Consider the following 24,949-nt stretch of genomic DNA (forward strand, 5'->3'; position numbering starts at 1 on the left):
GAGAGGCGGCGCACCGTCTTCAATCGCATCTTGAGCGGACAAGGACCGCTCGGCGCGTTAAGACCCGTGCGACAGGGTACGCGGCTTGCTTCGCGATAAAATCGCCCAAAAAGATGCCGACGGCACAAGAATTCGTTTCAATCTAAGGAGTTAAGCATGCCTCTCGTATCAATGCGTCAACTGCTGGACCATGCCGCCGAAAACGGTTATGGCCTTCCGGCATTCAACGTGAACAATCTGGAGCAGGTTCAGGCGATCATGGCGGCGGCCGACAAGGTCAACGCCCCGGTCATCATGCAGGCTTCCGCCGGCGCGCGTAAGTACGCGGGCGAGCCGTTTCTGCGCCACCTGATCGAAGCGGCAGTGGAGTCGTATCCGCATATTCCGGTCGTGATGCACCAGGACCACGGGCAGTCGCCGGCGGTCTGTATGGCGGCGATCCGTAGCGGTTTCACCAGCGTGATGATGGACGGTTCGCTGGAAGCCGACGGCAAGACCGTCGCGTCGTACGAGTACAACGTCGAGGTGTCGCGCAAGGTCGGGGAAGCGGCTCACTCGATCGGCATCACGGTGGAAGCGGAACTGGGCGTGCTCGGCTCGCTGGAAACCATGAAGGGCGACAAGGAAGACGGCCACGGCGCGGAAGGCACGATGACCCGCGAGCAACTGCTGACCGATCCGGAGCAGGCTGCCGACTTCGTCAAGCTGACGCAGTGCGACGCACTGGCGATCGCGATCGGTACGTCGCACGGCGCGTACAAGTTCAGCAAGAAGCCCACGGGCGACATCCTGTCGATCCAGCGCATCAAGGAAATCCACCAGCGCATTCCGAACACGCACCTCGTGATGCACGGTTCGTCGTCGGTGCCGCAGGAATTGCTCGCGGAAATCCGCGAATTCGGCGGCGACATGAAGGAAACCTACGGCGTGCCGGTCGAGGAAATCCAGGAAGGCATCCGTAACGGCGTGCGCAAGGTCAACATCGACACCGACCTGCGTCTGGCGATCACCGGCGCGATTCGCCGCTACATGGTGACCAACCCGGGCAAGTTCGATCCGCGCGATTACCTGAAGCCGGCGCGCGAAGCGGCGATGAAAATCTGTGTCGACCGTTACATGCAATTCGGCTGCGAAGGCCAGGCCGGCAAGATCAAGCCGCTTTCGCTTGATAAAATCGCGGAGAAGTACAAGTCGGGCGAGCTTGCGCAAGTCGTCCGATAAGCTATAACTGCTCTGCACCTGGCCGTTTGGCCAGGTTGTCGTTCGATCGCCGTTCCCGCATCATCCGGGGAACGGCGTTTCCCTTTTGTTCCGCACACACTTTTTGCCTCACTTTTAGCGAACCACGACGATGTCTACCCTCTACGAATCCACGCTCCGCTCGCTGCCGCTGCTCGGCCGCGGTAAAGTCCGCGACAACTATGCGGTGGGCAACGACCAGTTGCTGATCGTCACGACCGACCGTCTGTCGGCGTTCGACGTCATCATGGGCGAGCCGATTCCGAATAAGGGTCGCGTGCTCAACGAAATGGCGAACTTCTGGTTCGAAAAGCTGAAGCATGTGGTGCCGAACCACCTGACGGGCGTGGCGCCCGAATCCGTGGTCGCGGCGGACGAAGTCGAGCAGGTCAAGGGCCGTGCGGTGGTCGTCAAGCGCCTCGAACCGATCCTCGTCGAAGCGGTGGTGCGCGGCTATCTGGCCGGCAGCGGCTGGAAAGACTACCAGGCAACCGGTTCGGTGTGCGGCGTCGAATTATCGCCGGGTCTGCAGAACGCGCAGAAGCTGCCCGAGCCGATCTTCACGCCGGCCGCCAAGGCCGAAATGGGCCACCACGACGAAAACATCACGTACGACGAGATGGAACGTCGCATCGGCACCGAGCTGTCGGCCACGATCCGCGACATCTCGATCAAGCTGTACAAGGAAGCCGCTGACTATGCCGCGACGCGCGGCATCATCATCGCGGACACGAAGTTCGAATTCGGTCTCGACAACCACGGCAAGCTGTACCTGATGGACGAGGCGCTGACCGCGGATTCGTCGCGCTTCTGGCCGGCCGATCAATATCAGGTCGGCACCAACCCGCCGTCGTTCGACAAGCAGTTCGTGCGCGACTGGCTCGAAACCCAGGACTGGAAGAAAGAACCGCCGGCGCCGAAGCTGCCGGACGACGTGGTCACGAAGACGGGCGAGAAATACCAGGAAGCGCTCGAACGCCTGACCGGCCACAAGCTCGCCTGACCACGCGTGGGTCACCAGAAGCGCCGTTCGGGAAACAAGGAAGCCGTAAAGATGAGTGAAGCTCAAACCGCCCATACGCATGGCGCGCCGGTCGTCGGCGTGCTGATGGGCTCCAGTTCCGACTGGGAAGTCATGAAGAACGCCGTGGCGATTTTGCAGGAATTCGGCGTGCCGTACGAAGCGAGGGTCGTGTCCGCGCACCGCATGCCGGACGAAATGTTCGCCTATGCTGAAAGTGCGCGTGAGCGCGGCATTCGCGCGATCATCGCCGGTGCGGGCGGCGCAGCGCATCTGCCGGGCATGCTGGCCGCCAAGACCACGGTGCCGGTGCTCGGCGTGCCGGTTGCGAGCAAGTACCTGAAGGGCGTCGATTCGTTGCATTCGATCGTGCAGATGCCCAAGGGCGTGCCGGTCGCGACATTTGCAATCGGCGAAGCGGGCGCGGCCAATGCGGCGCTGTTCGCGGTGTCGCTGTTGAGCGGCACTAGCACCGAGTATGCGGAAAAGCTGGCTGCGTTCCGCGTCCGGCAGAACGAAGCGGCCCACGCAATGGTATTGCCGGCGCTGTAATCGCGCACCGGCTGATTGCTTTAAGACGTCCCCCCGTCCGACCCCCGGCCGGGTGTTTGCAGTTGCACGACCGTGTACACAACTGCGCATCCGGCCGCGACCGACCACTAAGATGAACCCAGACAACACACCGGTTTCACCGATTCTGCCCGGCGCATGGCTTGGCATGGTCGGTGGCGGCCAGCTCGGCCGCATGTTCTGCTTTGCCGCCCAGGCGATGGGCTACCGCGTCGCCGTGCTCGACCCGGACGAAAACAGCCCGGCGGGCGCCGTCGCCGACCGCCATCTGCGCGCGGCCTATGACGACGAAGCGTCGCTGACCGAACTCGCGCGGCTGTGCGCAGCGGTGTCGACCGAATTCGAGAACGTGCCGGCCGCGAGCCTCGACTTTCTCGCGAAGACCACCTTCGTGAGTCCGGCGGGCCGTTGCGTTGCCGTCGCTCAGGACCGCATCGCCGAGAAGCGCTTTATCGCGTCGTCGGGCGTGACGGTGGCGCCTCACGTGGTGATCGAGTCGTCGGACGCGTTGAGCGGGCTCGACGATGCCCAACTCGAAGCCGTGCTGCCCGGCATTCTCAAGACCGCCCGCATGGGCTACGACGGCAAAGGCCAGATTCGCGTGCGCAACGCGGAGGAAGTGCGCGAGGCGCATGCGTCGCTCGGCGGCGTGCCTTGCGTGCTGGAAAAGCGCCTGCCGCTGAAGTTCGAAGTGTCGGCGTTGATCGCGCGTGGGTCGAGCGGCACGTCGGTGGTGTACCCGCTTGCGCAAAACACGCACCGCGACGGCGTGCTGTCGCACACCATCGTGCCGGCGCCGGACGCAAGCCCGACGCTGGTCGAGCAGGCGCAACAGGCCGCGCTGCAGATCGCCGACAAGCTCGGCTACGTCGGTGTGCTGTGCGTCGAGTTCTTCATTCTCGAAGACGGTTCGCTGGTGGCCAACGAAATGGCGCCGCGTCCGCACAACTCCGGCCATTACACCGTCGACGCCTGCGCGACCAGCCAGTTCGAACAGCAGGTGCGCGCAATGACCGGCATGCCGCTCGGCGACACGCGCCAGCATTCGCCTGCGGTGATGTTGAACATTCTCGGCGACGTGTGGTTCCCGGACGGTCCGAAGCGCGCGGTGGTCACGCCGCCGTGGCACGAAGTCGCGGCGATGCCGGCGGCGCGTCTGCACCTCTATGGCAAGGAGGAGGCGCGGTGCGGCCGCAAGATGGGTCACGTGAACTTCACGGCGGCAACGCTCGAAGAAGCCCGCACGGCTGCACGCGATTGCGCGCGGCTTCTGCACATCGTCACGAGCTGACGCGCGCGCCATGCCGGATCAACAGAACCCCCCCGCTGAAAACGCTGCGAGCGCGTCGCCGGTGAGCGCCGCGCAGATCGAGCACGCGGCGGCGCTGCTCGACGCGGGCGGCCTGGTCGCGTTCCCGACGGAAACCGTGTACGGGCTTGGCGGCGACGCCGAAAGTCCGGACGCGGTCGCGCGCATTTACGCGGCGAAGGGCAGGCCGGCGAATCATCCGGTCATCGTGCATCTGGCGCCGCAAGGCGATCCGAACTACTGGGTCGAACAGTTGCCCGAGCACGCGCAGCGTCTGATTGACGCCTTCTGGCCAGGCCCGCTCACGCTGATACTGAAGCGTGCCGCGCGGATTCCGGCGGCGGTGAGCGGCGGTCAGGATTCGGTCGGGCTGCGCTGCCCGTCGCATCCTGTCGCGCAGGCTTTGCTGGAGGCGTTCAGCGCATTGCGCGGCGGACATGGCGGCGTGGCCGCGCCGTCGGCGAATCGCTTTGGGCATGTGAGCCCGACCACCGCGCAACACGTGCGCGACGAGTTCGGCAGCGCGATTCATGTGTTGGACGGCGGCGCGTCGGATGTCGGCATCGAATCGACCATCGTGGATCTGTCGCGTGGTTTTCCGGCGCTCTTGAGGCCGGGCCGCGTCACGCCGCAAGATATCGCCGACGTGCTCGGCGAGGCGCCGCGCTTGCCGGACGGCTCGGACGCGACCGCGCCGCGCGCTTCCGGCACGTTGAAGGCGCATTACGCGCCGCGCACGCCGCTGGCCCTGTTGCCGTTCGGTGCGCTGGAGCCCTTGCTTGCCGCGCGTGAAGCGGGTGAGCGTGTGGCGTTGGTCGCGCGCGCTTCGCGAGCCGGCCATTGGGCCGATGCCGAGGGCGTGCATTTCATCGCCGCGCCTGAAGATCCGCACGTGTACGCGCGTGAGTTGTACGGTTTGCTTCGCGCGCTGGATCGCGCGAATGTCACGCGGATTCTGATCGAGAAGCTGCCCGATACGATCGAATGGATCGCGGTGAACGACCGCTTGGGTAGAGCCGCGGCAGCGTTCGAAGCGCAAGGCTAGCGGCAGGTTTTTATCCGTGCGCACACGCGCAATGCTGCCGCTCACGTATCGCCAAAAACAATAACGCCCGGCTTGACACACCAAGCCGGGCGTTCTGTTTTGCCGAACCGCTACTGCCGCCGCGAGGCGGCCAATTCCACCTTATTTTCCGAGCCCGCTAGCAGCGATCTGCTGCTGCACGTATTGCGCGAACAACGCGTGCAAGTGCGTGCTCGGGTGGACCGTATCCGCGAACATATAGGTCTGGTCCGCGCCAGCCACCGTATAGGTTTGCGGCGAGCAGAACAGCGATGAGCCGAACTGGGCGCCGTACTGCTCCGGGGTCAGCCCGTTCGTCGCGCTCGGATTGGCCTTAGCGTAGGCGGTTGCGTTGCTCTCCATCGACGCCAGGTTACATGCCGTGCCGGTATTGGACACCGTGAAGCCCAGCGCCTGGTAGTTCGGCACCTGCTGATCCAGCCACGTGAACGCATCGACCACGATCACCTTGCCCGTACCCGCGACGCCGAGGTCCTTCAGCTTCTGGCCCAGCATGTAGTTATAGGCCGCGGTAATCGCCGACAGCAGCGCACCCGAGCCCGCCGTTTGCGCTTCGGCTGCGACGCCGAGCGGCGCATTGCCGATGTCCGGCACCGTCGACACCACCACGTGAGTCGCACCCGCGTTGACGATGGTCTGGACTTTCGTGGCGAGCGCGGCAGCGGCTTGCGCGATCTGCGGGTTGGCCAGTTGCTGCAGATAGCCGACGATGAACGCAACCTGGCCTGCCTGCGAGTTCGGCAGTAAGCCGTTTTGCACGGCCACAGGGAATTGAGTCTTCAGCGCGGTGGCTAGCGCTGTCAGATTGGCGGTGGTCTCCGCGAACTGGAAGATGTCGTTCGCGCCGCCGTTCACCAGCACGAGCTGGTTCGAATTGAAGCTCGTATGTGCGCTAAGGTATTGGTCCACCTGCGTCACAACCGGCACGGTCGTCGCCGCCATGTTGTTCGGCGCCCAACCCTGGCCTTGAGCGTTGACGACGTCCGAGCCGCCCTGTGCATAACCGTAGCCGCCTGCCGCGGCGAGCGGTTTGCCGAAGCCGCCGAGGTATGCCGGCGTCAGCGTGTCGCCGTAGTACTCGGCAACCTTCTGCGTCCACACCTCGCCCGGGTTGGTCGTGAAGCGGCCGCCGCCGAAGCTCGACTGAATGACCGGCGAATATGTGCCGACGTCCGACAGGCTGTCGCCGAACGACACCACCTGCAATTTGACGCCGCCTGCCGGCGTGCTGCTGTTCGAGTTGTTGTCATCGCCGCCACCGCCGCAGGCCGCGAGCAGGGCGAACGCGGCGCTGGCCAGCGCGATCTGCGTGACGCGAATGAATTGATGTTTCTTCGATGCTGATTGATTCATGTTGACTACATCTCCTCGTTTATGTGGCCCTTGCGCCATGTGTTGCAGGCAGCGCCCGCCGCGTCGGCGGCGTGGCGACAGCTTACAGAATCTTCTACGGCCTGCGCTGCGTTTGAAGCGCGGCCGTATGGTTTGCACTCGCGTGTGACTGCTTGTTCGTGTCTTCGCTCGAAGCCGCACCGGGCGCAGCCGGACCGGCCACGCGGCGCGCATGATAATCCGTGGCCCACGCAGGCGGGGCAAACAACGCGCGCAACTTGTTGCGCCCGCCGCGCACGCTTGCGAAGTCGACGGCCATCGACGCCCATTCGTGAAACGTCGCCTTCAGCGGGTTGTACGTGTGCAGCGGTTCGACGATGCCGTATACCGGCGCGTCGTGCGGGTGCTCGTCGACATAGCTGCCCAACAGGCGGTCCCAGACCACCAGCACGCCCGCGTAATTGCGATCGATATAGCGGTCATTGCGCGCGTGATGCACCCGATGGATCGACAGCGTATTGAACACGTATTCGAGCCAGCCGAGCCTGCCGATGGCCTGTGTATGCACGAAGAACTGGAAGCCGAGATTGATCAGCACGATGGCAACGATCTGCTTCGGCGCAAAGCCGAGCACGGCGAGCGGAATCCAGAACAGCCACATGCCGGCGACCGGGTACATCAGGCTCTGACGGAACGCGGTCGAGAAATTCATGCGCTCCGACGAGTGATGCACGACGTGCGCGGCCCACAGCCAGCGCACGCGATGGCTGCAGCGGTGAAACACGTAATAGAGCAGATCCTGGGCGACGAACAGCACGACGAGCGAGACCCAGCTCGCCTGCCACGTGTGGACGCGGTAGTGCTCGTAGAAAAACGCGTAGACGGGAATGATCGCGAGCCACGCGAGCTTGTCGGCGGCTTGTTGCATCAGCGCGAGCGCGGCATTGCAGAACGTGTCGCTCCAGCTATAGATCTGCTCGCCCGGGCGAGTGCGCCGCAGGTGCCACGCCTCCCAGCCGATACACGCGAGAAAGACTGGCGCCATGGCGAGCAGCAGCAATTCAGCATCGAATTGCATGGTGTCTTCCTCCGTGGTCCCTGACCGCAGCGCTGTGCGCAGCGGGTCGTGTCGTTATTGTTCGAGCGAGCCGCGCAGCTTTCGGAAGAAGTCCCTTCGGAGAACCGTGCCGGGCGCGCGCTTTGCGCGACACGCATGGCGCTGCGTGCGTGTCGATCGCTGCCCGACAGCGTACACGCTTAGGACCTTCGCGCGCACGGCTTCGCTAGAAGAAATCCTCAGTGGCTCGCGCGCTTGCGCGGGTTTTTCCTGGGCTTGCCGCGCGGTTCGTCGACGGGGTCGGCGATCTTCCTGAAGCCTTGCGACGGTCCTTCGTAGACCCATTCGAGCAACGCGTCGTGCGCGGCGCGCGCCGCTTCCGAATGCGGATCGTTGATCAGGCTGACGACCACGTAACTGTTGCCGTCCGCCGACGCGACATAGCCCGCGATCGCGCGCACGTCGCGCAAGGTGCCGGTCTTGATGTGCGCGTTGCCGCCCGCGCCCTGATTGGCCAGGCGATTGCGCATCGTGCCGTCGACGCCCGCGATTGGCAGTGACTCGACGAACACCTGCGCGACCGGGCTCGCATTGGCCCGCTGCAACACGTCGGCGAGTGCGAGCGCGGTGATGTGCTCGTCGCGTGAGAGGCCTGAGCCGTTGTCGAGCGTCAGGTATTCCGTGTTGAGGCTGTCGCGGCGCAGGAACGCCTCCACGGCGCGCGCCGCTTTGGCGGGCGTCGCGGGCGCCCTCTCTTCGGCCGCGCCGATCGTCAGGAACAGATTGCGCGCCATCGTGTTGTTGCTGAACTTGTTGATGTCGCGAACGATGTCGGAGAGCACCGGCCCCTGGTGCGTGGCGACCAGTTTCGCGCCGACGGGCACCGCGCCTTCACGCGTCGTGCCGCTGAACGTGCCGCCGGTCTGCTGCCACAGCGCGAGAAAGCCGCCCGCGAAAAAGGTCGAGTGATCGAGCACCGCGACGTTGATCGTGCGCGGGTCGCAGCGTATCGAATAGTCGCCGGTGAACGAGGCCACGAGGGTGCCGTTCGGCTGCTGCGTGACGGTGGGCGACACGGAGGCCGCATCGCCGCGGCAGGGGCCGTTGACCGCGCGCATCTGATTGTCTATTTGCAACTGCGCGAGCGCCGGCAGCACGTCGATCGCGACGCGGCCGTCGGGCGACGGCGTCACGGTGAACGACAGCGATTTGAACGCGTACAGCAGCGGATCGGGGCCCACGTTGTACGGCGCGGTGGCGTCGTCGTCGAACGGCGGGAGGTCGCGTGTCGACGGATCGAAGTAGCGCTTGTCGAGCACCAGCGCGCCGTCGATGCCGGTGATGCCCGCCTTGTGAATCTTCTGCACGAGATCGATCAATTCTTCCGGCACAAGCTTCGGATCGCCGGTGCCTTGAATGTACAGACTGCCGTGCAGCACGCCGTTGCCGTCCAGGGTGCCGTCCGCGTATGCACTCGTGCGCCAGCGATAGTCCGGGCCGAGAATCGACAGGCCGGAGTAGGTGGTGACGAGCTTCATCGTCGACGCGGGCATCATCGGCTTGCCGGCATTGAGCGCGACGATCGGCGTGCGGTCGCCAACCTTCTCCACCACCACGCTGATCGACGACAGCGGCACGTGCGCGCGCTGCAACGCGGCCATCACCGGTTGCGGCAGCACCGTCGTGACGCTGACGCTTGGATGCGCAGCCTTGACGCGCGCCTGCGCGGCGAGTGGCAACGCCGCGGCCGAACTGAGCGCGGCGCACACGATGAGCCATGCCGACGCGAGCGGCGCGAGCCGGTGCGGCGTGCGCGCGGCAGCGGCGGGTGCCGCGGAACGGCGCGGACGCAACGCCACGCGGCGTGCGATGGAAGACAGGAAAGCGTGCGTCATGAACGGGTGAGGAACTCAATTTTGGGGCGTGGGGCTTGCGGCAACCCACGCAGCATTGATTCATTGCGCGGCGCGTGCGGGGCGAATTGCGGCCACGCGACGCAAAGCGCCCATTGTAGTGACCTGCCGCCAGGCTGCGGTGAGAAAAAAGCATCACGCACCGCGCAGGGCGGGGGCGGCGCTAGAATGCGGCATCATCAAACGTTTCGGAACGTATAACCATGCGCATTTTGCTAGTCGAAGACGACCGGATGATCGCGGAAGGCGTGCGCAAGGCGCTGCGCGGCGAAGGCTTCGCGGTCGACTGGGTGGAAGACGGCGAAGCCGCGCTGAGTGCGGCGAGCGGGCAACCTTACGATCTGGTGCTGCTCGACCTCGGCCTGCCCAAACGCGACGGTCTCGACGTGCTGCGCACGTTGCGCGCACGCGGCCACGCGCTGCCGGTGCTGATCGTCACCGCGCGCGACGCGGTGGCCGAGCGCGTCAAAGGCCTTGACGCCGGCGCCGACGACTACCTCGTCAAACCTTTCGATCTCGACGAACTCGGCGCCCGCATGCGCGCACTGATCCGGCGCCAGTCCGGGCGCAGCGATTCGACGATCCGCCACGGCACCCTCACGCTCGATCCCGCGTCGCACCAGGTCACGCTCGACGGCGCGCTAGTCGCATTGTCTGCACGTGAATTCGCTTTGCTGGAAGCGCTGATCGCGCGGCCCGGGGCGGTGCTGTCGAAGAGCCAGCTCGAAGAAAAAATGTACGGTTGGGGCGAGGAGATCGGCAGCAATACCGTCGAGGTCTACATTCACGCGTTGCGCAAGAAGCTCGGTGCGGACCTGATCCGCAACGTGCGCGGTCTCGGCTACATGATCGCGAAGGACGCCTGAGCCGATGCGTTCGATTCGCCGACAACTGCTGGTCTGGCTGCTGGCGCTGGTGTTGCTCGGCGTCGGCATCGCGGGCTGGCTGATTTACCGGCAGGCGCTCGCCGAAGCCAACGAACTGTTCGATTACCAGTTGGAGCAGATCGCCGCGGCGCTGCCATCGGAGCCGTTCTCGCAGGTGCTCGGTTCGCGCGACACCGGCGACGAAGGCATCGTGCTGCAGATCTGGAATCGCAACGGCGTGCTCATGTACTACTCGCGGCCGCGTGCGCCACTTGCACCGCGCGCCGAACTCGGCTTTTCGACTGAACGCACGGAGCGCGGCGAATGGCGCGTGTATGGCGCGATCGTCGGCGATAACGTCGTGCAACTGGCGCAGCCGCTGTCCGTGCGCAACCGGCTCGCCGCGAATGTGGCGCTGCGTACCTTGTGGCCGTTGATCGTGCTGCTGCCGTTGCTGGGTCTCGCCGTGTGGGTGATCGTCGGACGCGGGCTGCGACCGTTGCGGCGCGTGACGAGCGCGCTCGACGCGCGTCATCCCGAGGCGCTCGATCCGTTGCCGGACCGGCGCTTGCCGCTCGAAGTGCAGCCGCTCGTGCGCGCGTTGAACGGACTGCTTCAGCGGCTCGCGACCGCGCTCGATATTCAGAAAGCCTTCGTCGCCGACGCCGCGCACGAATTGCGCACGCCGCTCGCCGCCGTGCAGATTCAGGCGCAACTGGTGGCGCGCGCGAAAGACGATGCCGCCCGCAATGAGGCACTCGCGGATCTGCAGGCGGGCGTCACGCGTGCCACGCGTCTCGCCGAGCAATTGCTCGCGCTCGCGCGCTCCGAACCGGATGGTGTGGCCATCACGGACGCGATCGATCTGCGCAGGCTGTTGCAGGAGTGCGTGGCGGCCTACGCGCCACTCGCGCTGAATCGAGGTGTCGATCTCGGTGTCGAGGCGAGCGAAGCGGCCACGGTGATCGGCGATGCCGATGCGCTGCGCGTGATGTTCAACAACCTCGTCGACAATGCCACCAAGTACACGCCGCAGGGTGGCCGCGTCGATGTCAGCCTGCGCGTCGAAGGCGGGCATCCGGTCGTGCGGATTGCAGACAATGGACCGGGGATCGACCCGGCCGACCGCGATCGCGTGTTCGATCGCTTCTACCGTGCCGGCGCCGGCGCGAATCGCGCGCGCGCCGATGTGGCGGGAACCGGGCTGGGCCTCGCGATCGTGCGCCGCATCGCGACACAACACCACGCGAGCGTCTCACTCGACGAATCGCCTGCGGGCGGCTTGCAGGTCACGGTGCACTTCTGACGATGAGCCTTTCTTTTCTCAATCCGGGTTGATCGAGGGTTAAACGTATCGCGAAAATCGGTTTTTGCCGATTGACGCTGCTTAAGACTCTTTTAAGCGATCCCACGTACGCTCCCCGACATCCCAGAAGCTCTCTCCAGTCAGGAGTACACGATGAACGCGAAAACCTTGTCTCGCAGCGCTGTTGCAGTAGCTGTCGCCGTTGCGCTTTCCGCCGGCTATGTGGCGGGGCATCGCGATGTGCCCGCACCGCAGGTGATCTCGCCGGCGCAAGCCGCGATGATGCCTGCCGAAGCCGCGGCCAAAACCGGCATCCCCGATTTCTCGGGTCTGGTCGAAACCTACGGGCCGGCCGTCGTCAACATCAGCGCGAAGCACGTGGTCAAGCGCACCGCGCTGCGTGGTAATGGCGGCAACGCCAGCGGCAATCAGTTGCCGATCGATCCGAGCGATCCGTTCTATCAATTCTACAAACGCTTCTTCGGCGGCATGCCGGGCATGCAAGGTGGTGGCGACGGCGACGGCGGCGGCGATGCGCCCGATCAGCCGAGCGCGAGCCTGGGCTCGGGGTTCATCCTCAGCAATGACGGCTACATCCTGACCAATGCGCACGTCGTGGACGGCGCGAACGTCGTCACTGTGAAGCTCACCGACAAGCGCGAGTTCAAGGCGAAGGTGGTCGGCGCCGACAAGCAGTCCGATGTCGCCGTGCTGAAGATCGACGCGAGCAACCTGCCGACCGTGAAGATCGGCGATCCGCGTCAAAGCAAGGTCGGTCAGTGGGTGGTCGCAATCGGCTCGCCTTATGGCTTCGACAACACCGTGACCTCGGGCATCATCAGCGCGAAGTCGCGTTCGCTGCCGAACGAAAACTACACGCCGTTCATCCAGACCGACGTGCCAGTGAACCCGGGCAATTCGGGCGGCCCGCTGTTCAACCTGCAGGGCGAAGTGATCGGCATCAACTCGATGATCTATTCGCAGACCGGCGGCTTCCAGGGCCTGTCGTTCGCGATTCCGATCAATGAAGCGATCAAGGTCAAGGACCAGCTCGTCAAGACCGGTCACGTGAGCCGCGGCCGTCTCGGCGTCGCGGTGCAAGGTCTGAATCAGACGCTGGCCGATTCGTTCGGCATGCAGAAGCCGCAAGGTGCGCTGGTCAGCTCGGTCGATCCGGGCGGCCCGGCTTCCAAGGCCGGTCTGCAGCCGGGCGACGTGATTCTGTCGCTGAACGGCGATCCGGTCGCCGACTCGTCGGATCTGCCGTCGAAGGTCGCAGGTCTGGCGCCAGGCAGCTCGGCCACCGTGCAGATCTGGCGCGACAAGGCTACCAAGGACCTGAAGGTGACCATCGGCTCGTTGTCGGATACGAAGGTTGCGTCGAACAAGGCCGATGAGCCGACGCAGTTGCAAGGCCGTCTCGGCGTCGCGGTGCGTCCGCTGACGCCGGAAGAGAAGAGCGGCGCGTCGGTGTCGCACGGTCTGCTGGTGCAACAGTCGGGCGGCGCGGCGGAGAACGCCGGCATCCAGGCGGGTGACGTGATTCTGGCGGTCAACGGCCGTCCGGTCAGTAGCGTGGATCAGCTCAAGCAGATGATCAGCAGCGCCGGCAACAGCATCGCGTTGTTGATCCAGCGGGACAACGCGCAGATCTTCGTTCCGGTCGATCTCGGCTAACAGGTTGTTTTGAACGGCCGGCCCGGTGATCGTCGAGGCGGCAGTTTGACCGACGCATCGCCCGCTCTGTCCGGCTTTGGCAGTACCTTTTGCCGGTCCTTGCATTTACTGCAAAGGACCGGCTTTTTTTTCGCCTGTCAAAAAGTGCGTGAAAAGCGTGGCGCACCCCTGCGACGCCGCGTGGCAGCGGTTTGCGGACGACGTCCCGGCGACTGGCACGCAGGTTGCACCTGCCTTGATCCGGACCCATCGCGGACACCGGATATACCGGACGACAAGTCCTCAACAAGGAGCGAACCGATGAAAACCCAACGCAATCAGCGAGGGATCGTAGTCGCCGCGCTTTGCGCGGCGCTCACGCTCGGGCTGGCGGGCGGCGTGCAGGCACAACAGGCGAGTGAGGTCACCGGTGGCACCACCACCGACGACAGCAGCGCGGGCAACACCAATGGCGGCGGGCTGCCGCAAATCCAGCAGCAGGGCGACGTCTCATTCGTGTCGGGCGGTGTCGGCCTCGACGAATCGAAAGCGCTGCAACACGCGCAGAGCCAGTGGCCGCTGTCGCTGCGCTTTACCGGTCCCAGCTCCGAATTTCTCGCTGACGTTCATGTGCGAATAGTCGACGCCCATAACAGCGAGGTGTTGAACACCAGCTCGCGCGGGCCTTACATGCTGGTCAGGCTGCGCCCCGGCCGCTATACCGTGCACGCGAGCTACAAGGACCAGGAACAGTCCAAGGCGGTGACCGTCCAGGCCAAGGGCAGCGCCAGGTCGGCGTTCTACTGGAATACGAAGTAAGCGGGTGCGGCTTCACGACGGCAATGCGGCTGAGGTGCCCGCTGCACGAGGAAGCCCGCGCAATCGGCGGCGGTTTGGCCGATAATGAAGCCACGGGCGCGCCCGTGGCTTTCCTGTTTGTACGACCGCACACCATCACGGAGCCGAGACATGAGCGATGCCTTGACACCACACGGTAGCCCCGGCGCGAGCACGGGCGGCCACACGATCACGATCCGTAGCAACAGCCACCGGGTGCGCGTGATCCACGGCGGCGTGACCATGGCCGACACCCAGGCGGGGCTCACGCTCACCGAGACCGGTTTGCCGGACGTGTTCTACTTCCCGCGTGAGCACGTCAACATGGCCCGGCTCGAACGCTCGACGCATACTTCGCACTGTCCGCACAAGGGCGACGCTTCTTACTTTCATCTGCGCACCGAAGACGGTGTGGTAGAAAACGCCGTGTGGAGCTACGAGGCGCCGTTCGAGCCGGTTGCGCGGATCAAAGGGTATCTCGCGTTTTACGCATCGCGCGTCGACCGCATCGATCAGACGTCCTGATCCCGCTGTCGCGCGTTCATCGGAAGAGGCTGCCATGGAACTGAACAACGCGTTACGGATTCCACTTGCGCCATCCGATGTCTGGGACGCATTGCAAGACCTCGCGATGTTGCGCGCCAGCCTCGATAACTGCGAGTCGTTCACGCGCCTCGCGCACGGCGAGTACGAGTTGATCATGACCGTGCCGCTCGGCCCGTTGCGCGCGCGTTACGAAGCGCGCGCCCACGTGGCCGGCCAGGACTCCGGACCGGCGGATGCCCAGCGCCGCACAATCAATTTCAAGGCGCGCGCCGAGGGCATCGGCGCGTTGCGTGGGCAGATCGAAGTGCGCTTGCGCGCGGACGAAAGCGCGCACGGCGCCGGCAAGGAGCGCAGCACGCGTATCGACTATACGATCTGGGCAACCTCGTCCGGACCGCTTGCCGAATTGCCGACGCGCCAGCTCGAAAACGCGCTGCATCAACTCGCCGATGATTTTTTCACCGAATTCGACGCGGTGGTCCGGGCGAGGCACGGACAAGGCCCGAACCGCGCGCGCGGTTCGCCTGTGCGTCGGCAGCATGTGTTTTTAAGGCCGATCACGCTGGCGGGCATCGCCCGGCGTACGCGCATGGAGCACGGCAACGCGATGACAGGGCGGGTGGCGAGTGCGTCGCACGGCGTTTCGCAGGGTCTGTCGCATGGCGTCTCGCGGCGCGAGCACGGTTCGCACGTGGTTCCGAATTGGGCGTGGGCCGTGATGATTTTTCTGGTCGCGCTGTTACTGTATGCGGCGCGGTGGCTTAGCGAGGCTTGACGACGGTACGATCGTCGCGCAGCCATTGCGCGGCGATGACGAATCGCGCTGCTGTCGCGTCGGCGCGACTACGAAATCACGGTGGACCACTACGGAACACTGTTGATCGCTGACATCCCCAGGCGCGTTCCCTGAACGCGTTAGTCTCGCCTCTATCGTTGTTCTCGCGCTCGCCGTTCATGTCCCCGCGCTTTCACCCGGTGTCGCCGACTCTCAGCCGCGTGCGCGCAACATCTTTGCTCAGCCGCCACCAAACTCCCGTCGCCACGCGGATGGCGACGTGCGAAACGCATCCCCGAAATGTTGCCGCAGCGAAGCCGCCGAGCCGAAGCCCGCAGTCCCCGCGATCGCTTCCACCGACGCGTCGGTGCTTTCCAGCAACTGCTGCGCGCGGGCAAGCCGCTGCGCCAGCAGCCACGCGCCGACCGTCGTGCCGGTGGCGAGCCGAAAGCGTCGCGTGAAGGTGCGGCGGCTCATCAACGCGCGCCCGGCGAGCGTGTCGAGCGTGTGCGGCAGGTGCAGATTGCCGCTCACCCAATCAAGCAGGCCGGACAGCCGGTCGCCGCGCAGGTTCGGCGGCATCGGCTGCTGGACGAATTGCGCCTGGCCGCCTTGCCGGTGCGGCGGCACCACCAGCCTGCGCGCCACGTAGTTCGCCGCCTGCGCGCCGCACATCTTGCGCAGCACGTGCAGGCAGCAGTCGAGGCCGGCGGCGGTGCCGGCCGAGGTCATCACATTGCCGTCGTCCACGTACAGCACGTCGGGGTCGAGCCGCACGCGCGGATAGCGGCGCGCGAAATCGTCGGCCCATGCCCAATGGGTCGAGGCAGGACGATCGTCGAGGATGCCGGCGGCGGCCAGCACGAACGCGCCCAGACACAGCCCGACCAGTTGCGCGCCGCGTGCGTGAGCCGCGCGCAACGCGTCGAGCAACGCGGCGGGCGGCGTCTCGTCGGGATCGCGCCAGCTCGGCACGATGATCGTGTGCGCCTCGGCGAGCGCGTCGAGTCCGTGCGTGACGGCGATCGAGAAGCCGGCCGTGGTCGTCAGCGCGCCCGTCTCGGCGGCGCAGACGCGCAAGTCGAAGTCCGGCAGGCCGCCGCCGCGGCGATCCTCGCCGAATACCACGCACGGCACCGACAAATGAAACGGGCTGATGCGGTCGAACGCGACCACGGCCACGATGTGGCGGGGTGCGCCGTCCAGCAGGGCGCCCGGCGGAGCGGGATGCGCCATCGATCACCTCCTGACATTCAACGGATGGCCCGATTCTAGCGAATCTTGTCGTTCGGGCCGCTGTCGCGAAAACGGCGACGGGCGAACAATGCAGTCATCGCGTCACCGAGCCGCTCGGCACCACGCCAAGCCGCGCGGCGCGAACCTTTCCCCGTTCATTCCATCATCCGCCAGGAGCCTTGCCATGACCACGCCGCGCCGTGCGCTGATCGTCATCGACGTGCAGAACGAATACGTGACCGGCGATCTGCCGATCGAATTCCCGGAAGTACAGACTTCGCTCGCCAATATCGGCCGCGCGATGGACGCGGCGCGGGCCGCCGGCGTGCCGGTGGTGGTCGTGCAGAACGTCGCGCCGGCCACCTCGCCGCTGTTCGCGCGCGGCAGCGCGGCGGCGGAGCTGCATCCGGTGGTCGGCTCGCGCCCGCACGATCACTACGTGGAGAAGTCTTTGCCGAGCGCGTTCACCGGCACCGATCTGGCCGACTGGCTCGCCGCGCGGCGCGTCGACACGCTGACCGTGGCCGGCTACATGACGCACAACTGCGACGCGTGGACCATCAATCACGCGGTTCACGCGGGGCTCGCCGTCGAATTCCTGCACGATGCGACCGGCTCGGTGCCGTACGAGAACAGTGCGGGCTTTGCCAGCGCGGAGGACATCCACCGGGTATTCAGCGTGGTGCTGCAATCGCGCTTCGCGGCGGTGGCGAGTACGGACGAGTGGATCACGTCGGTGCAAGGCGGGGCGCCGCTCGCGCGCGACAATATCTATACGTCGAATCAGGCGGCACGGGCGCGACGGGCGGTTGCCTGAAGCGGGAGCATGATGAGGCAAGGCATGCGTCGGCTGGGTGAGGCGGTTTGGGGCTGCTGTCGCAGCTCGTAGTCACACGACCCAAAGCGGCCGCACCCACCACCAGCTGTCGCGCCCAAACGAAAGCGGGCGAGGTTGCTTACCCCGCCCGCTTTTCTGGCGCTAACGACGCCGCCCCTCAAGCCGCGGCATGCGCACCGCGCGGCCGTTACGCCGTCCGCTTGCGCAGCGCCGGGCTTAGCCGCAGCGCGTCGAACATGCCTTCGACCATCTGTTGCGCATGCGCGCCGAAATCCGTCGCATCGGGCAGGAACAGCATGTCGCGCAGCGAGCCGCTGACAAACGCATGCACCATCGCCGCCGCGAGTTTCGTATCGAGATCCGCGGGCATTTGTCCCTTCGAGACCGCGTTGCGCAGACCGCCTTCAATTTTGGCGAGCCCCTCGCGCATATTGGTCTGATAGCGTTCCATCACCGGGCCCATTTCCTCGACCAGCTCGCACTTCAGAAACAGGATGTCGAATACGCGCCGGCGGCGGGGGTCGTTGGCGGTGTCGCGCAGGCAGACCACGCAGATTTCCATCACGCGCTTGAGCGGATCGGGTTCGTTGGGGTCTTGCGACGCGGCTTTGAGTTCGTCCAGCGGTAGCAGCACGCGGTCGAACATTTCGGTGAAGAGGTCGCTTTTGTGGGCGAAGTGCCAGTAGATTGCGCCGCGCGTGACGCCGGCGGCCTGGGCGATATCGGCGAGCGAAGTGCGCGATACGCCTTTCTCGAAGAACACGCGTTCGGCCGCGTCGAGAATACTGGTGCGCGTCTCTAACGCCTCTTCTTTGGTTCTTCTGACCATATTGGTATGACCTGCCCTGATTGTGGGGTTTTCCCGGGCGTTTTTAAGTCGGCCCGATGACAATCTGTCTACTATTTCGGAATTTCGGAACCATTCTTGCGAGCCCCCCGCCCACAAGAGATGTAAATGCACTTTTACATGCATTCGTGAACGTATATATAATAGCACCCCACGACCGGATAGCCCAAGCCGTGACGACCGGTTAATATCCGTCACTGTTGCCTTCCAAAACGCTCTGCGCGTTGCCCGAGAGGGCGGCGCCGTGCGGCATTCCACGGTATGGCGCATTCGCACCACGATGCCCCGGCAGGTGCGCGGTGCAGCCACGGGCTTCCGGTCAAGCGTCGCAAGACGCATGTGTGCGCCGCGGTCCCCGGGGTAGGGATGCGCGCACTTTTTCATTCTCAGTCTTTGACAGAGGTCGCTCCATGCGCGTCGAACGGGTTCCATTCCGCTTAATCAGTGCCGCGACGGCTGCCGTATTGCTGGCAGCGTGCGGACCAAAACAATCTGCCCCGCCGCCACAGACGCCCGAAGTCGGCGTCGTCACCGTCGAGCCGACGACCGTGCCGGTTGTCACCGAACTGCCTGGCCGCACCAGCGCTTTCCTCGTCGCGCAGGTGCGCGCACGGGTCGACGGCATCGTGCTGCGCCGCGAGTTCACGGAAGGCAGCCAGGTGAAGGCCGGTCAGCGCCTGTACAAGATCGATCCGGCGCCGTACATCGCGACGTTGAACAACGCGAAGGCGACGCTTGCCAAGGCGCAGGCCAACCTCGTGTCGACCAGCGCGCAGGCCAGCCGCTTCAAGGTGCTGGTCGCCGCCAACGCGGTCAGCAAGCAGGACTACGACAACGCGGTCGCCGCGCAAGGCCAGGCCGCGGCCGACGTCGCCGCGGGCAAGGCCGCGGTCGACACCGCGCAGATCAACCTCGGCTATACCGACGTGACGTCGCCGGTGACCGGCCAGATCGGCGTGTCGCAAGTCACGCCGGGCGCGTTCGTGCAGGCGAGCGCCGCGACGCTGCTCGCCACGGTCCAGCAACTCGATCCGGTCTACGTGGACCTGACCCAATCGAGCCTCGACGGTCTGAAGCTGCGCCGCGACGTGCAGGAAGGGCGCCTGAAGACGAGCGGTCCGGGCGCGGCGCAGGTCTCGCTGATTCTCGAAGACGGCCGCGTTTATTCGGAGAAGGGCAAGTTGCAGTTCACCGACGTGACGGTCGACCAGGGCACCGGCTCGGTCACGGTTCGCGCGATCTTCAAGAACGCGGACAAGGTGCTGCTGCCGGGCATGTTCGTGCGCGCGAAGATCGAGGAAGGCGTCAACCAGAACGCACTCGTCGTGCCGCAGATCGGCATCACGCATGACCAGAAAGGTCAGCCGACCGCGCTCGTCATCGGCGCCGACAACAAGGTGGAGCTGCGTTCGCTCGTCACCGCCGGCACCTTCGGCACGAACTGGGTGGTCGCAGGCGGCCTGAAGCCGGGCGATCGCGTGATCGTCCAGGGCACCGACAAGGCGCGCCCGGGCCAGCAGGTCAAGCCAGTTGCCGCGCAACTTCCCGCCACCCCCGCTTCCGACGCAGCCGCCCAAGGCGCGCCGGCCGCCAGCGGTGCTGCCCAGACGGCTCAACCAGCCTCTGCTGCATCGGGCGCGTAATAACAGGGAGCCCGCCTCATGGCAAAGTTCTTTATTGATCGCCCGATTTTTGCATGGGTGATCGCCATCATTCTGATGCTCGCGGGTATCGCGTCGGTCTTTACGTTGCCGATCGCGCAATACCCGACCATCGCGCCGCCGGCCGTGCAGATCAGCGCAACGTACCCGGGCGCATCGGCGAAGACGGTGGAAAACACCGTCACGCAGGTGATCGAGCAGCAGATGAGTGGTCTCGACCACTTGCTGTATCTGGCGTCCACCTCGGACGACTCGGGCACGGCAACCATCACGCTGACGTTCGCGGCCGGCACCAATCCCGACATCGCGCAGGTGCAGGTGCAGAACAAGCTGCAGCTTGCCACGCCGCTCTTGCCGCAAGCCGTGCAGCAGTTGGGCACCAAGGTCACGAAGTCGAGCAGCAGCTTCCTGCTGGTGATGGCGTTCGTGTCCGAAGACGGCAGCATGAGCAAGTACGACCTGGCGAACTACGTCGCGTCGAACATTCAGGATCCGGTCAGCCGTATCGACGGCGTGGGCACGGTGACGCTGTTCGGCTCGCAGTACGCGATGCGGGTCTGGCTCGACGCGAACAAGCTCAACAACTTCGGCCTCACGCCGGTCGACGTGGAAACCGCGTTGCAGGCGCAGAACGTTCAGGTGGCAGGCGGTTCGCTCGGCGGCACGCCGTCGGTGCCGGGCCAGGTGCTGCAGGCCACCATCACGCAGGCGACGCTGCTCAATACGCCTGAACAGTTCGGCAACATCCTGCTGAAGGTGAACACGGACGGCTCGCAGGTGCGTCTGCGCGACGTGGCGCGTATCGAGCTGGGCGGCGAAAACTACAACTTCGACACCAAGTACAACGGCCAGCCGACGGCCGGCTTCGGTATTCAGCTCGCCACCGGCGCGAATGCGCTGGCCACCGCGAAGGCGGTGCGCGCGAAGGTCGCCGAACTGTCGAAGTACTTCCCGCACGGTCTGGTCGTCCAGTATCCGTACGACACCACGCCGTTCGTGCGTCTGTCGATCGAGGAAGTGGTCAAGACGCTGCTCGAAGGTATCGTGCTGGTGTTCCTGGTCATGTACCTGTTCCTGCAGAACCTGCGCGCCACGCTGATCCCGACGATCGCCGTGCCGGTGGTGCTGCTGGGCACGTTCGCGGTCATGGGTCTCGTGGGCTTCTCGATCAACACGCTGTCGATGTTCGGGCTCGTGCTGGCAATCGGCCTGCTGGTGGACGATGCGATCGTGGTGGTGGAGAACGTCGAGCGGGTGATGCAAGAGGAGGGTTTATCGCCTCGAGAGGCGACCCGCAAGGCGATGGACCAGATTACCGGCGCGCTGGTCGGCGTGGCGCTCGTGCTGTCGGCGGTGTTCGTACCGGTGGCGTTCTCGGGCGGTTCCGTCGGCGCGATTTACCGGCAGTTCTCGCTGACGATCGTGGCGGCGATGGTGCTGTCCGTGCTGGTCGCGTTGATTCTGACGCCGGCGCTGTGCGCGACGATCCTCAAGCCGATTCCGCAAGGGCACCACGAAAAGACCACCGGCTTCTTCGGCTGGTTCAACCGTACGTTCAACAAGAGCCGCGACAAGTATCACTCGGGCGTGCACCACGTGATCAAGCGCTCGGGTCGTTGGCTGATCATCTACATGGTGGTGATCTTCGCGGTCGGGCTGCTGTTCGTCAGACTGCCGAAGTCGTTCCTGCCTGATGAAGACCAGGGCACGATGTTCGTGCTCGTGCAAACGCCGTCGGGTTCCACGCAGGAAACCACTGCGCGCGCGCTGAAGGACGTGTCGGACTATCTGCTCACGGACGAGAAGTCGATTGTCGAATCGACCTTCACGGTGAACGGCTTCAGCTTCGCCGGCCGTGGCCAGAACGCGGGTCTCGTGTTCGTGCGGATGAGGGACTACGCGCAGCGCCAGCATGCGGACCAGAAGGTTCAAGCGCTGGTCGGGCGTCTCTACATGCACTTCGCCAGCTACAAGACCGCGGTGGTGTTCCCGGTCAATCCGCCGTCGATTCCTGAACTCGGCACGGCTGCGGGCTTCGACTTCCAGTTGCAGGATCGCGCGGGTATCGGCCACGCGAAACTGATGGAAGCGCGCAACATGCTGCTGGGTCTCGCTGCGAAAGATCCGACGCTGGCGCAGGTGCGTCCGAACGGCCTGAACGATACGCCGCAGTTCAAGGTGAACATCGATCGCGAGAAGGCGCAGGCGCTCGGCGTGTCCGTGTCCGACATCGACCAGACGTTCTCGATTGCCTGGGCATCGGCATACGTGAACAACTTCCTCGATACGGATGGCCGGATCAAGAAGGTGTATCTGCAAGGCGAGGCGCCTTTCCGGATGAAACCGGAAGACGTCAGTGCCTGGTTCGTGCGCAACAGCGCCGGCGCGATGGTGCCGTTCTCCGCGTTCGCCAGCACCGAGTGGGCGTTTGGTTCACCGAAGCTGGAGCGCTACAACGGTATCTCGTCGGTGGAAATCCAGGGCGCGGCCGCGCCGGGCAAGTCGACCGGTCAGGCGATGACGGCGATGGAAGCACTCGTGGCGAAGCTGCCCGCGGGCGTCGGCTACGAATGGACGGGCTTGTCGTTGCAGGAACGCCAGTCCGGTTCGCAGGCGCCGATTCTGTACGGCATCTCGATTCTCGTCGTGTTCCTGTGTCTCGCGGCGCTGTATGAAAGCTGGTCGATCCCGTTCTCGGTGATCATGGTGGTGCCGCTCGGCGTGATCGGCGCACTGCTGGCCGCGACGCTGCGCGGGCTCGAGAACGACGTGTTCTTCCAGGTGGGTCTGTTGACCACGGTCGGGTTGTCGGCGAAGAACGCGATTCTGATCGTGGAATTCGCCCGCGAACTGCAGCAGGGTCAAGGCATGGGGCCGATCGAGGCCGCGCTGGAAGCGGCGCGTCTGCGGTTGCGTCCGATTCTGATGACCTCGCTCGCGTTCATTCTCGGCGTGATGCCGCTCGCGATCAGTAACGGCGCCGGTTCGGCCAGCCAGCACGCGATCGGCACCGGCGTGATCGGCGGGATGTTGACGGCGACCTTCCTCGCGATTTTCATGATCCCGATGTTCTTCGTCGTGATTCGCGCGAAGTTCGGCGGTGAGAAGGAAGACCCGGATGAGGCGCTCGCACACTACGAACAGCACCATCCGCATGATCCGCAAGGTGGCGGTGCGGCTGGCGGGTCGACTGATGAAGGCTCGGGCAAGGACGGACATTGAGATGCAAAAACATTCTCTGATTGCAGTGGCGGTCGCGTTGTTCGCCGCGGGTTGCACGATGGCGCCGCGGTATCAGCGCCCCGATGCGCCCGTGACGGCAACCTTCCCGACCGGTGGCGTGTACGACACGCAACCGGGCGCGACCCAACCGGGCGCGACCCAGCCGGATGCGGCCCAGCCGGATGCGGCCCAGTCTGGCTCCGCCGGCGCGCGCAGCGCCAACGGCCAGCCGGCCGCCGACATCGGCTGGCGCGATTTCTTCGTCGATCCGCGCATGCAGCGGCTGATCGAAATCGCGCTGAAGAACAACCGCGATCTGCGCGTGTCGGTGCTGAACATGCAGGCGTCGCAGGCGCAGTACCGGATCGTGCGCGCCGGTCTGTTCCCGACGCTCGACGCTGCGGCTTCCGGCACCCGCTCGCGCACGCCGCGCGACCTCTCGTTCACCGACCAGCTGATTACCTCGTCGTATTCGGTGGGTCTGAATGCGTCGTGGGAAATCGACTTCTTCGGGCGGATCCAGAGCCTGAAGGATCAGGCGTTGGCGACCTACCTGGGCACGACTCAGGCGCGCAAGGCGGCCGAAATCGCGCTGGTCTCGCAGGTGGCGAACCAGTATCTGACGGTGCTCGAACTGGATGACCTGCTGAAGGTCACGCAGAACACGCTGAAGACCGCGGACGAGTCGTACCGGATCAACAAGGTTCAGTTCGATACCGGTACGGGTTCGGAACTCGATCTGCGTCAGGCGCAGACGGTGGTCGAGGTGGCGAAGGCGAATCTGCAGGCGCAGATGCGTCTGCGGGCGCAGGCCGAAAACGCGTTGGTGCTGCTGCTCGGCGAGGCGATCCCCGCCGACCTGCCGCCAGGAATGACGTTGGACGACCAGAATCTCCTGACGGACATTCCGGCGGGTCTGCCGTCCGATCTGCTGACGCGTCGGCCGGACATCATGGAGGCCGAGGAGAATCTGCTGGCGGCCAACGCGAATATCGGCGCGGCGCGCGCGGCGTTCTTCCCGCAGGTCACGCTGACCGGCAGCGTCGGCACGCTGAGCCCGACGCTGGGCGGTCTGTTCAAGGCGGGTTCTGCGGCGTGGAGTTTTGCGCCGTCGATTACGGTGCCGATCTTCCAGGGCGGCGAGCTCAAGGCCAGCCTCGATGTCGCCAACATCCAGAAGAACGTCCAGATCGCCACGTACGAAAAAGCGATCCAGACGGCCTTCCGCGAAGTGGCGGACGGACTGGCGGCGCGCGGCACCTACGACCAGCAGATCGAAGCGCTGGAACGCGATACGTCGGCCGAACAACGCCGGCTGGATTTGTCGAACCTGCGGTATTCGAACGGGGTCGACGGCTATCTGGCGGTGCTGACCGCGCAGACCGCGCTGTACCAGTCGCAGCAGTCGCTCGTGACCGCGCGCATGGAACGCCTGCAGAACCTGGTCACGCTGTATCAGGCGCTCGGCGGCGGCTGGATCGAGCATACCGGCGAGCAGCCGCGTCCGGCGGATGCGCCGGTCGACTACGGCGCAGCCAGTGCGCCGGTAGCGGCTTCGGCACCGAGCGCGGGCTGACTGAGTTGAGCTTTTCACCAGCGCTTGCGTGGAGCGGTCTCTGATTCAGGGAAGCCGC

At 65.1% G+C, this 24,949-nt stretch carries 20 protein-coding genes; 15 read left to right on the forward strand and 5 right to left on the reverse strand.

What is annotated here, in order from left to right; genetic code table 11:
* The first annotated feature begins 156 nt into the window (after positions 1–156).
* The 5 genes from fba to ACZ9H4_RS11930 all read left to right on the forward strand — a co-directional run bounded on the left by fba (position 157) and on the right by ACZ9H4_RS11930 (position 5,184).
* A complete protein-coding gene (gene fba, locus ACZ9H4_RS11910; protein WP_476119117.1) occupies positions 157–1,221 on the forward strand; it encodes a class II fructose-bisphosphate aldolase in 1,065 nt (354 codons plus the stop codon).
* Between the two features lie 130 nt (positions 1,222–1,351).
* Complete coding sequence (locus ACZ9H4_RS11915) at positions 1,352–2,242, forward strand: phosphoribosylaminoimidazolesuccinocarboxamide synthase (RefSeq protein ID WP_476119119.1); 891 nt, start codon at positions 1,352–1,354, stop codon at positions 2,240–2,242.
* A 51-nt stretch (positions 2,243–2,293) separates the two neighbouring features.
* Positions 2,294–2,812, forward strand: coding sequence for a 5-(carboxyamino)imidazole ribonucleotide mutase (gene purE / locus ACZ9H4_RS11920; RefSeq protein ID WP_121315613.1), 519 nt, complete (start codon positions 2,294–2,296; stop codon positions 2,810–2,812).
* A gap of 112 nt (positions 2,813–2,924) precedes the next feature.
* The gene (locus ACZ9H4_RS11925; protein ID WP_476119121.1) at positions 2,925–4,121 is read left to right on the forward strand and encodes a 5-(carboxyamino)imidazole ribonucleotide synthase; all 1,197 of its coding nucleotides are present in this window, start codon (positions 2,925–2,927) and stop codon (positions 4,119–4,121) included.
* Positions 4,122–4,131: 10 nt separating this feature from the next.
* Positions 4,132–5,184, forward strand: a complete 1,053-nt coding sequence (locus tag ACZ9H4_RS11930; protein ID WP_408140475.1) for an L-threonylcarbamoyladenylate synthase — start codon at positions 4,132–4,134, stop codon at positions 5,182–5,184.
* Positions 5,185–5,325: 141 nt separating this feature from the next.
* Here the strand turns inward: ACZ9H4_RS11930 and ACZ9H4_RS11935 are convergent, their stop codons facing one another.
* From ACZ9H4_RS11935 to dacB, 3 genes are all read right to left on the reverse strand, one after another.
* On the reverse strand, positions 5,326–6,576 hold the full coding sequence (locus ACZ9H4_RS11935; RefSeq protein WP_476119123.1) for an SGNH/GDSL hydrolase family protein: 1,251 nt from the start codon (positions 6,574–6,576) through the stop codon (positions 5,326–5,328).
* Between the two features lie 94 nt (positions 6,577–6,670).
* Positions 6,671–7,633, reverse strand: coding sequence for a sterol desaturase family protein (locus tag ACZ9H4_RS11940; RefSeq protein ID WP_476119125.1), 963 nt, complete (start codon positions 7,631–7,633; stop codon positions 6,671–6,673).
* Positions 7,634–7,851: 218 nt separating this feature from the next.
* Positions 7,852–9,507 carry a D-alanyl-D-alanine carboxypeptidase/D-alanyl-D-alanine endopeptidase gene (dacB, locus tag ACZ9H4_RS11945; RefSeq protein WP_408140481.1) on the reverse strand — a complete coding sequence of 552 codons (1,656 nt, stop codon included), beginning with the start codon at positions 9,505–9,507 and terminating at the stop codon, positions 7,852–7,854.
* Positions 9,508–9,728: 221 nt separating this feature from the next.
* Here dacB and ACZ9H4_RS11950 point away from each other — a divergent pair, with 221 nt between their 5' ends.
* The 6 genes from ACZ9H4_RS11950 to ACZ9H4_RS11975 all read left to right on the forward strand — a co-directional run bounded on the left by ACZ9H4_RS11950 (position 9,729) and on the right by ACZ9H4_RS11975 (position 15,511).
* Entirely contained in the window at positions 9,729–10,391 is a 663-nt protein-coding gene (locus ACZ9H4_RS11950; RefSeq protein WP_408140483.1) for a response regulator, read from the forward strand.
* 4 nt (positions 10,392–10,395) lie between these two features.
* Positions 10,396–11,697: an ATP-binding protein gene (locus tag ACZ9H4_RS11955; RefSeq protein ID WP_408140484.1), complete on the forward strand. Its 1,302-nt coding sequence runs from the start codon at positions 10,396–10,398 to the stop codon at positions 11,695–11,697.
* Between the two features lie 153 nt (positions 11,698–11,850).
* Positions 11,851–13,374 carry a DegQ family serine endoprotease gene (locus tag ACZ9H4_RS11960; protein WP_408140486.1) on the forward strand — a complete coding sequence of 508 codons (1,524 nt, stop codon included), beginning with the start codon at positions 11,851–11,853 and terminating at the stop codon, positions 13,372–13,374.
* Positions 13,375–13,674: 300 nt separating this feature from the next.
* Entirely contained in the window at positions 13,675–14,172 is a 498-nt protein-coding gene (locus tag ACZ9H4_RS11965; RefSeq protein ID WP_476119127.1) for a peptidase associated/transthyretin-like domain-containing protein, read from the forward strand.
* Between the two features lie 150 nt (positions 14,173–14,322).
* A complete protein-coding gene (locus ACZ9H4_RS11970; protein WP_408140490.1) occupies positions 14,323–14,715 on the forward strand; it encodes a DUF427 domain-containing protein in 393 nt (130 codons plus the stop codon).
* A gap of 34 nt (positions 14,716–14,749) precedes the next feature.
* On the forward strand, positions 14,750–15,511 hold the full coding sequence (locus ACZ9H4_RS11975; RefSeq protein ID WP_476119128.1) for a CoxG family protein: 762 nt from the start codon (positions 14,750–14,752) through the stop codon (positions 15,509–15,511).
* A 240-nt stretch (positions 15,512–15,751) separates the two neighbouring features.
* On the opposite strand, the gene ACZ9H4_RS11980 is transcribed toward ACZ9H4_RS11975, so the two are convergent.
* Complete coding sequence (locus ACZ9H4_RS11980) at positions 15,752–16,747, reverse strand: helix-turn-helix domain-containing protein (protein ID WP_408140494.1); 996 nt, start codon at positions 16,745–16,747, stop codon at positions 15,752–15,754.
* A gap of 184 nt (positions 16,748–16,931) precedes the next feature.
* Here ACZ9H4_RS11980 and ACZ9H4_RS11985 point away from each other — a divergent pair, with 184 nt between their 5' ends.
* A complete protein-coding gene (locus tag ACZ9H4_RS11985) occupies positions 16,932–17,564 on the forward strand; it encodes an isochorismatase family protein (protein ID WP_476119129.1) in 633 nt (210 codons plus the stop codon).
* 208 nt (positions 17,565–17,772) lie between these two features.
* Here ACZ9H4_RS11985 and ACZ9H4_RS11990 read toward each other — a convergent pair whose 3' ends face one another.
* Complete coding sequence (locus ACZ9H4_RS11990) at positions 17,773–18,414, reverse strand: TetR family transcriptional regulator (RefSeq protein ID WP_408140925.1); 642 nt, start codon at positions 18,412–18,414, stop codon at positions 17,773–17,775.
* Between the two features lie 428 nt (positions 18,415–18,842).
* On the opposite strand from ACZ9H4_RS11990, the gene ACZ9H4_RS11995 reads away from it, so the two are divergent.
* From ACZ9H4_RS11995 to ACZ9H4_RS12005, 3 genes are read left to right on the forward strand one after another with little or no spacing between them, the layout of a single operon-like run.
* Positions 18,843–20,075: an efflux RND transporter periplasmic adaptor subunit gene (locus ACZ9H4_RS11995; protein ID WP_408140498.1), complete on the forward strand. Its 1,233-nt coding sequence runs from the start codon at positions 18,843–18,845 to the stop codon at positions 20,073–20,075.
* Between the two features lie 18 nt (positions 20,076–20,093).
* The gene (locus ACZ9H4_RS12000) at positions 20,094–23,315 is read left to right on the forward strand and encodes an efflux RND transporter permease subunit (protein ID WP_476119130.1); all 3,222 of its coding nucleotides are present in this window, start codon (positions 20,094–20,096) and stop codon (positions 23,313–23,315) included.
* 1 nt (position 23,316) lies between these two features.
* Entirely contained in the window at positions 23,317–24,891 is a 1,575-nt protein-coding gene (locus ACZ9H4_RS12005; RefSeq protein WP_476119132.1) for an efflux transporter outer membrane subunit, read from the forward strand.
* Positions 24,892–24,949: the final 58 nt, after the last annotated feature.

Source organism: Paraburkholderia sp. TE9906 (assembly GCF_056279605.1).

What these genes read in the sequence shown, in the direction of transcription:
- ACZ9H4_RS12005 (WP_476119132.1), top strand. Translation starts at nt 23,317, where the DNA reads ATGCAAAAACATTCTCTGATTGCAGTGGCGGTCGCGTTGTTCGCCGCG.
- fba (WP_476119117.1), top strand. Translation starts at nt 157, where the DNA reads ATGCCTCTCGTATCAATGCGTCAACTGCTGGACCATGCCGCCGAAAAC.
- ACZ9H4_RS11955 (WP_408140484.1), top strand. Translation starts at nt 10,396, where the DNA reads ATGCGTTCGATTCGCCGACAACTGCTGGTCTGGCTGCTGGCGCTGGTG.
- ACZ9H4_RS11930 (WP_408140475.1), top strand. Translation starts at nt 4,132, where the DNA reads ATGCCGGATCAACAGAACCCCCCCGCTGAAAACGCTGCGAGCGCGTCG.
- ACZ9H4_RS11975 (WP_476119128.1), top strand. Translation starts at nt 14,750, where the DNA reads ATGGAACTGAACAACGCGTTACGGATTCCACTTGCGCCATCCGATGTC.
- ACZ9H4_RS11935 (WP_476119123.1), bottom strand. Translation starts at nt 6,576, where the DNA reads ATGAATCAATCAGCATCGAAGAAACATCAATTCATTCGCGTCACGCAG.
- purE (WP_121315613.1), top strand. Translation starts at nt 2,294, where the DNA reads ATGAGTGAAGCTCAAACCGCCCATACGCATGGCGCGCCGGTCGTCGGC.
- ACZ9H4_RS11995 (WP_408140498.1), top strand. Translation starts at nt 18,843, where the DNA reads ATGCGCGTCGAACGGGTTCCATTCCGCTTAATCAGTGCCGCGACGGCT.
- dacB (WP_408140481.1), bottom strand. Translation starts at nt 9,507, where the DNA reads ATGACGCACGCTTTCCTGTCTTCCATCGCACGCCGCGTGGCGTTGCGT.
- ACZ9H4_RS11965 (WP_476119127.1), top strand. Translation starts at nt 13,675, where the DNA reads ATGAAAACCCAACGCAATCAGCGAGGGATCGTAGTCGCCGCGCTTTGC.
- ACZ9H4_RS11915 (WP_476119119.1), top strand. Translation starts at nt 1,352, where the DNA reads ATGTCTACCCTCTACGAATCCACGCTCCGCTCGCTGCCGCTGCTCGGC.
- ACZ9H4_RS12000 (WP_476119130.1), top strand. Translation starts at nt 20,094, where the DNA reads ATGGCAAAGTTCTTTATTGATCGCCCGATTTTTGCATGGGTGATCGCC.
- ACZ9H4_RS11985 (WP_476119129.1), top strand. Translation starts at nt 16,932, where the DNA reads ATGACCACGCCGCGCCGTGCGCTGATCGTCATCGACGTGCAGAACGAA.
- ACZ9H4_RS11940 (WP_476119125.1), bottom strand. Translation starts at nt 7,633, where the DNA reads ATGCAATTCGATGCTGAATTGCTGCTGCTCGCCATGGCGCCAGTCTTT.
- ACZ9H4_RS11950 (WP_408140483.1), top strand. Translation starts at nt 9,729, where the DNA reads ATGCGCATTTTGCTAGTCGAAGACGACCGGATGATCGCGGAAGGCGTG.
- ACZ9H4_RS11980 (WP_408140494.1), bottom strand. Translation starts at nt 16,747, where the DNA reads ATGGCGCATCCCGCTCCGCCGGGCGCCCTGCTGGACGGCGCACCCCGC.
- ACZ9H4_RS11960 (WP_408140486.1), top strand. Translation starts at nt 11,851, where the DNA reads ATGAACGCGAAAACCTTGTCTCGCAGCGCTGTTGCAGTAGCTGTCGCC.
- ACZ9H4_RS11925 (WP_476119121.1), top strand. Translation starts at nt 2,925, where the DNA reads ATGAACCCAGACAACACACCGGTTTCACCGATTCTGCCCGGCGCATGG.
- ACZ9H4_RS11990 (WP_408140925.1), bottom strand. Translation starts at nt 18,414, where the DNA reads ATGGTCAGAAGAACCAAAGAAGAGGCGTTAGAGACGCGCACCAGTATT.
- ACZ9H4_RS11970 (WP_408140490.1), top strand. Translation starts at nt 14,323, where the DNA reads ATGAGCGATGCCTTGACACCACACGGTAGCCCCGGCGCGAGCACGGGC.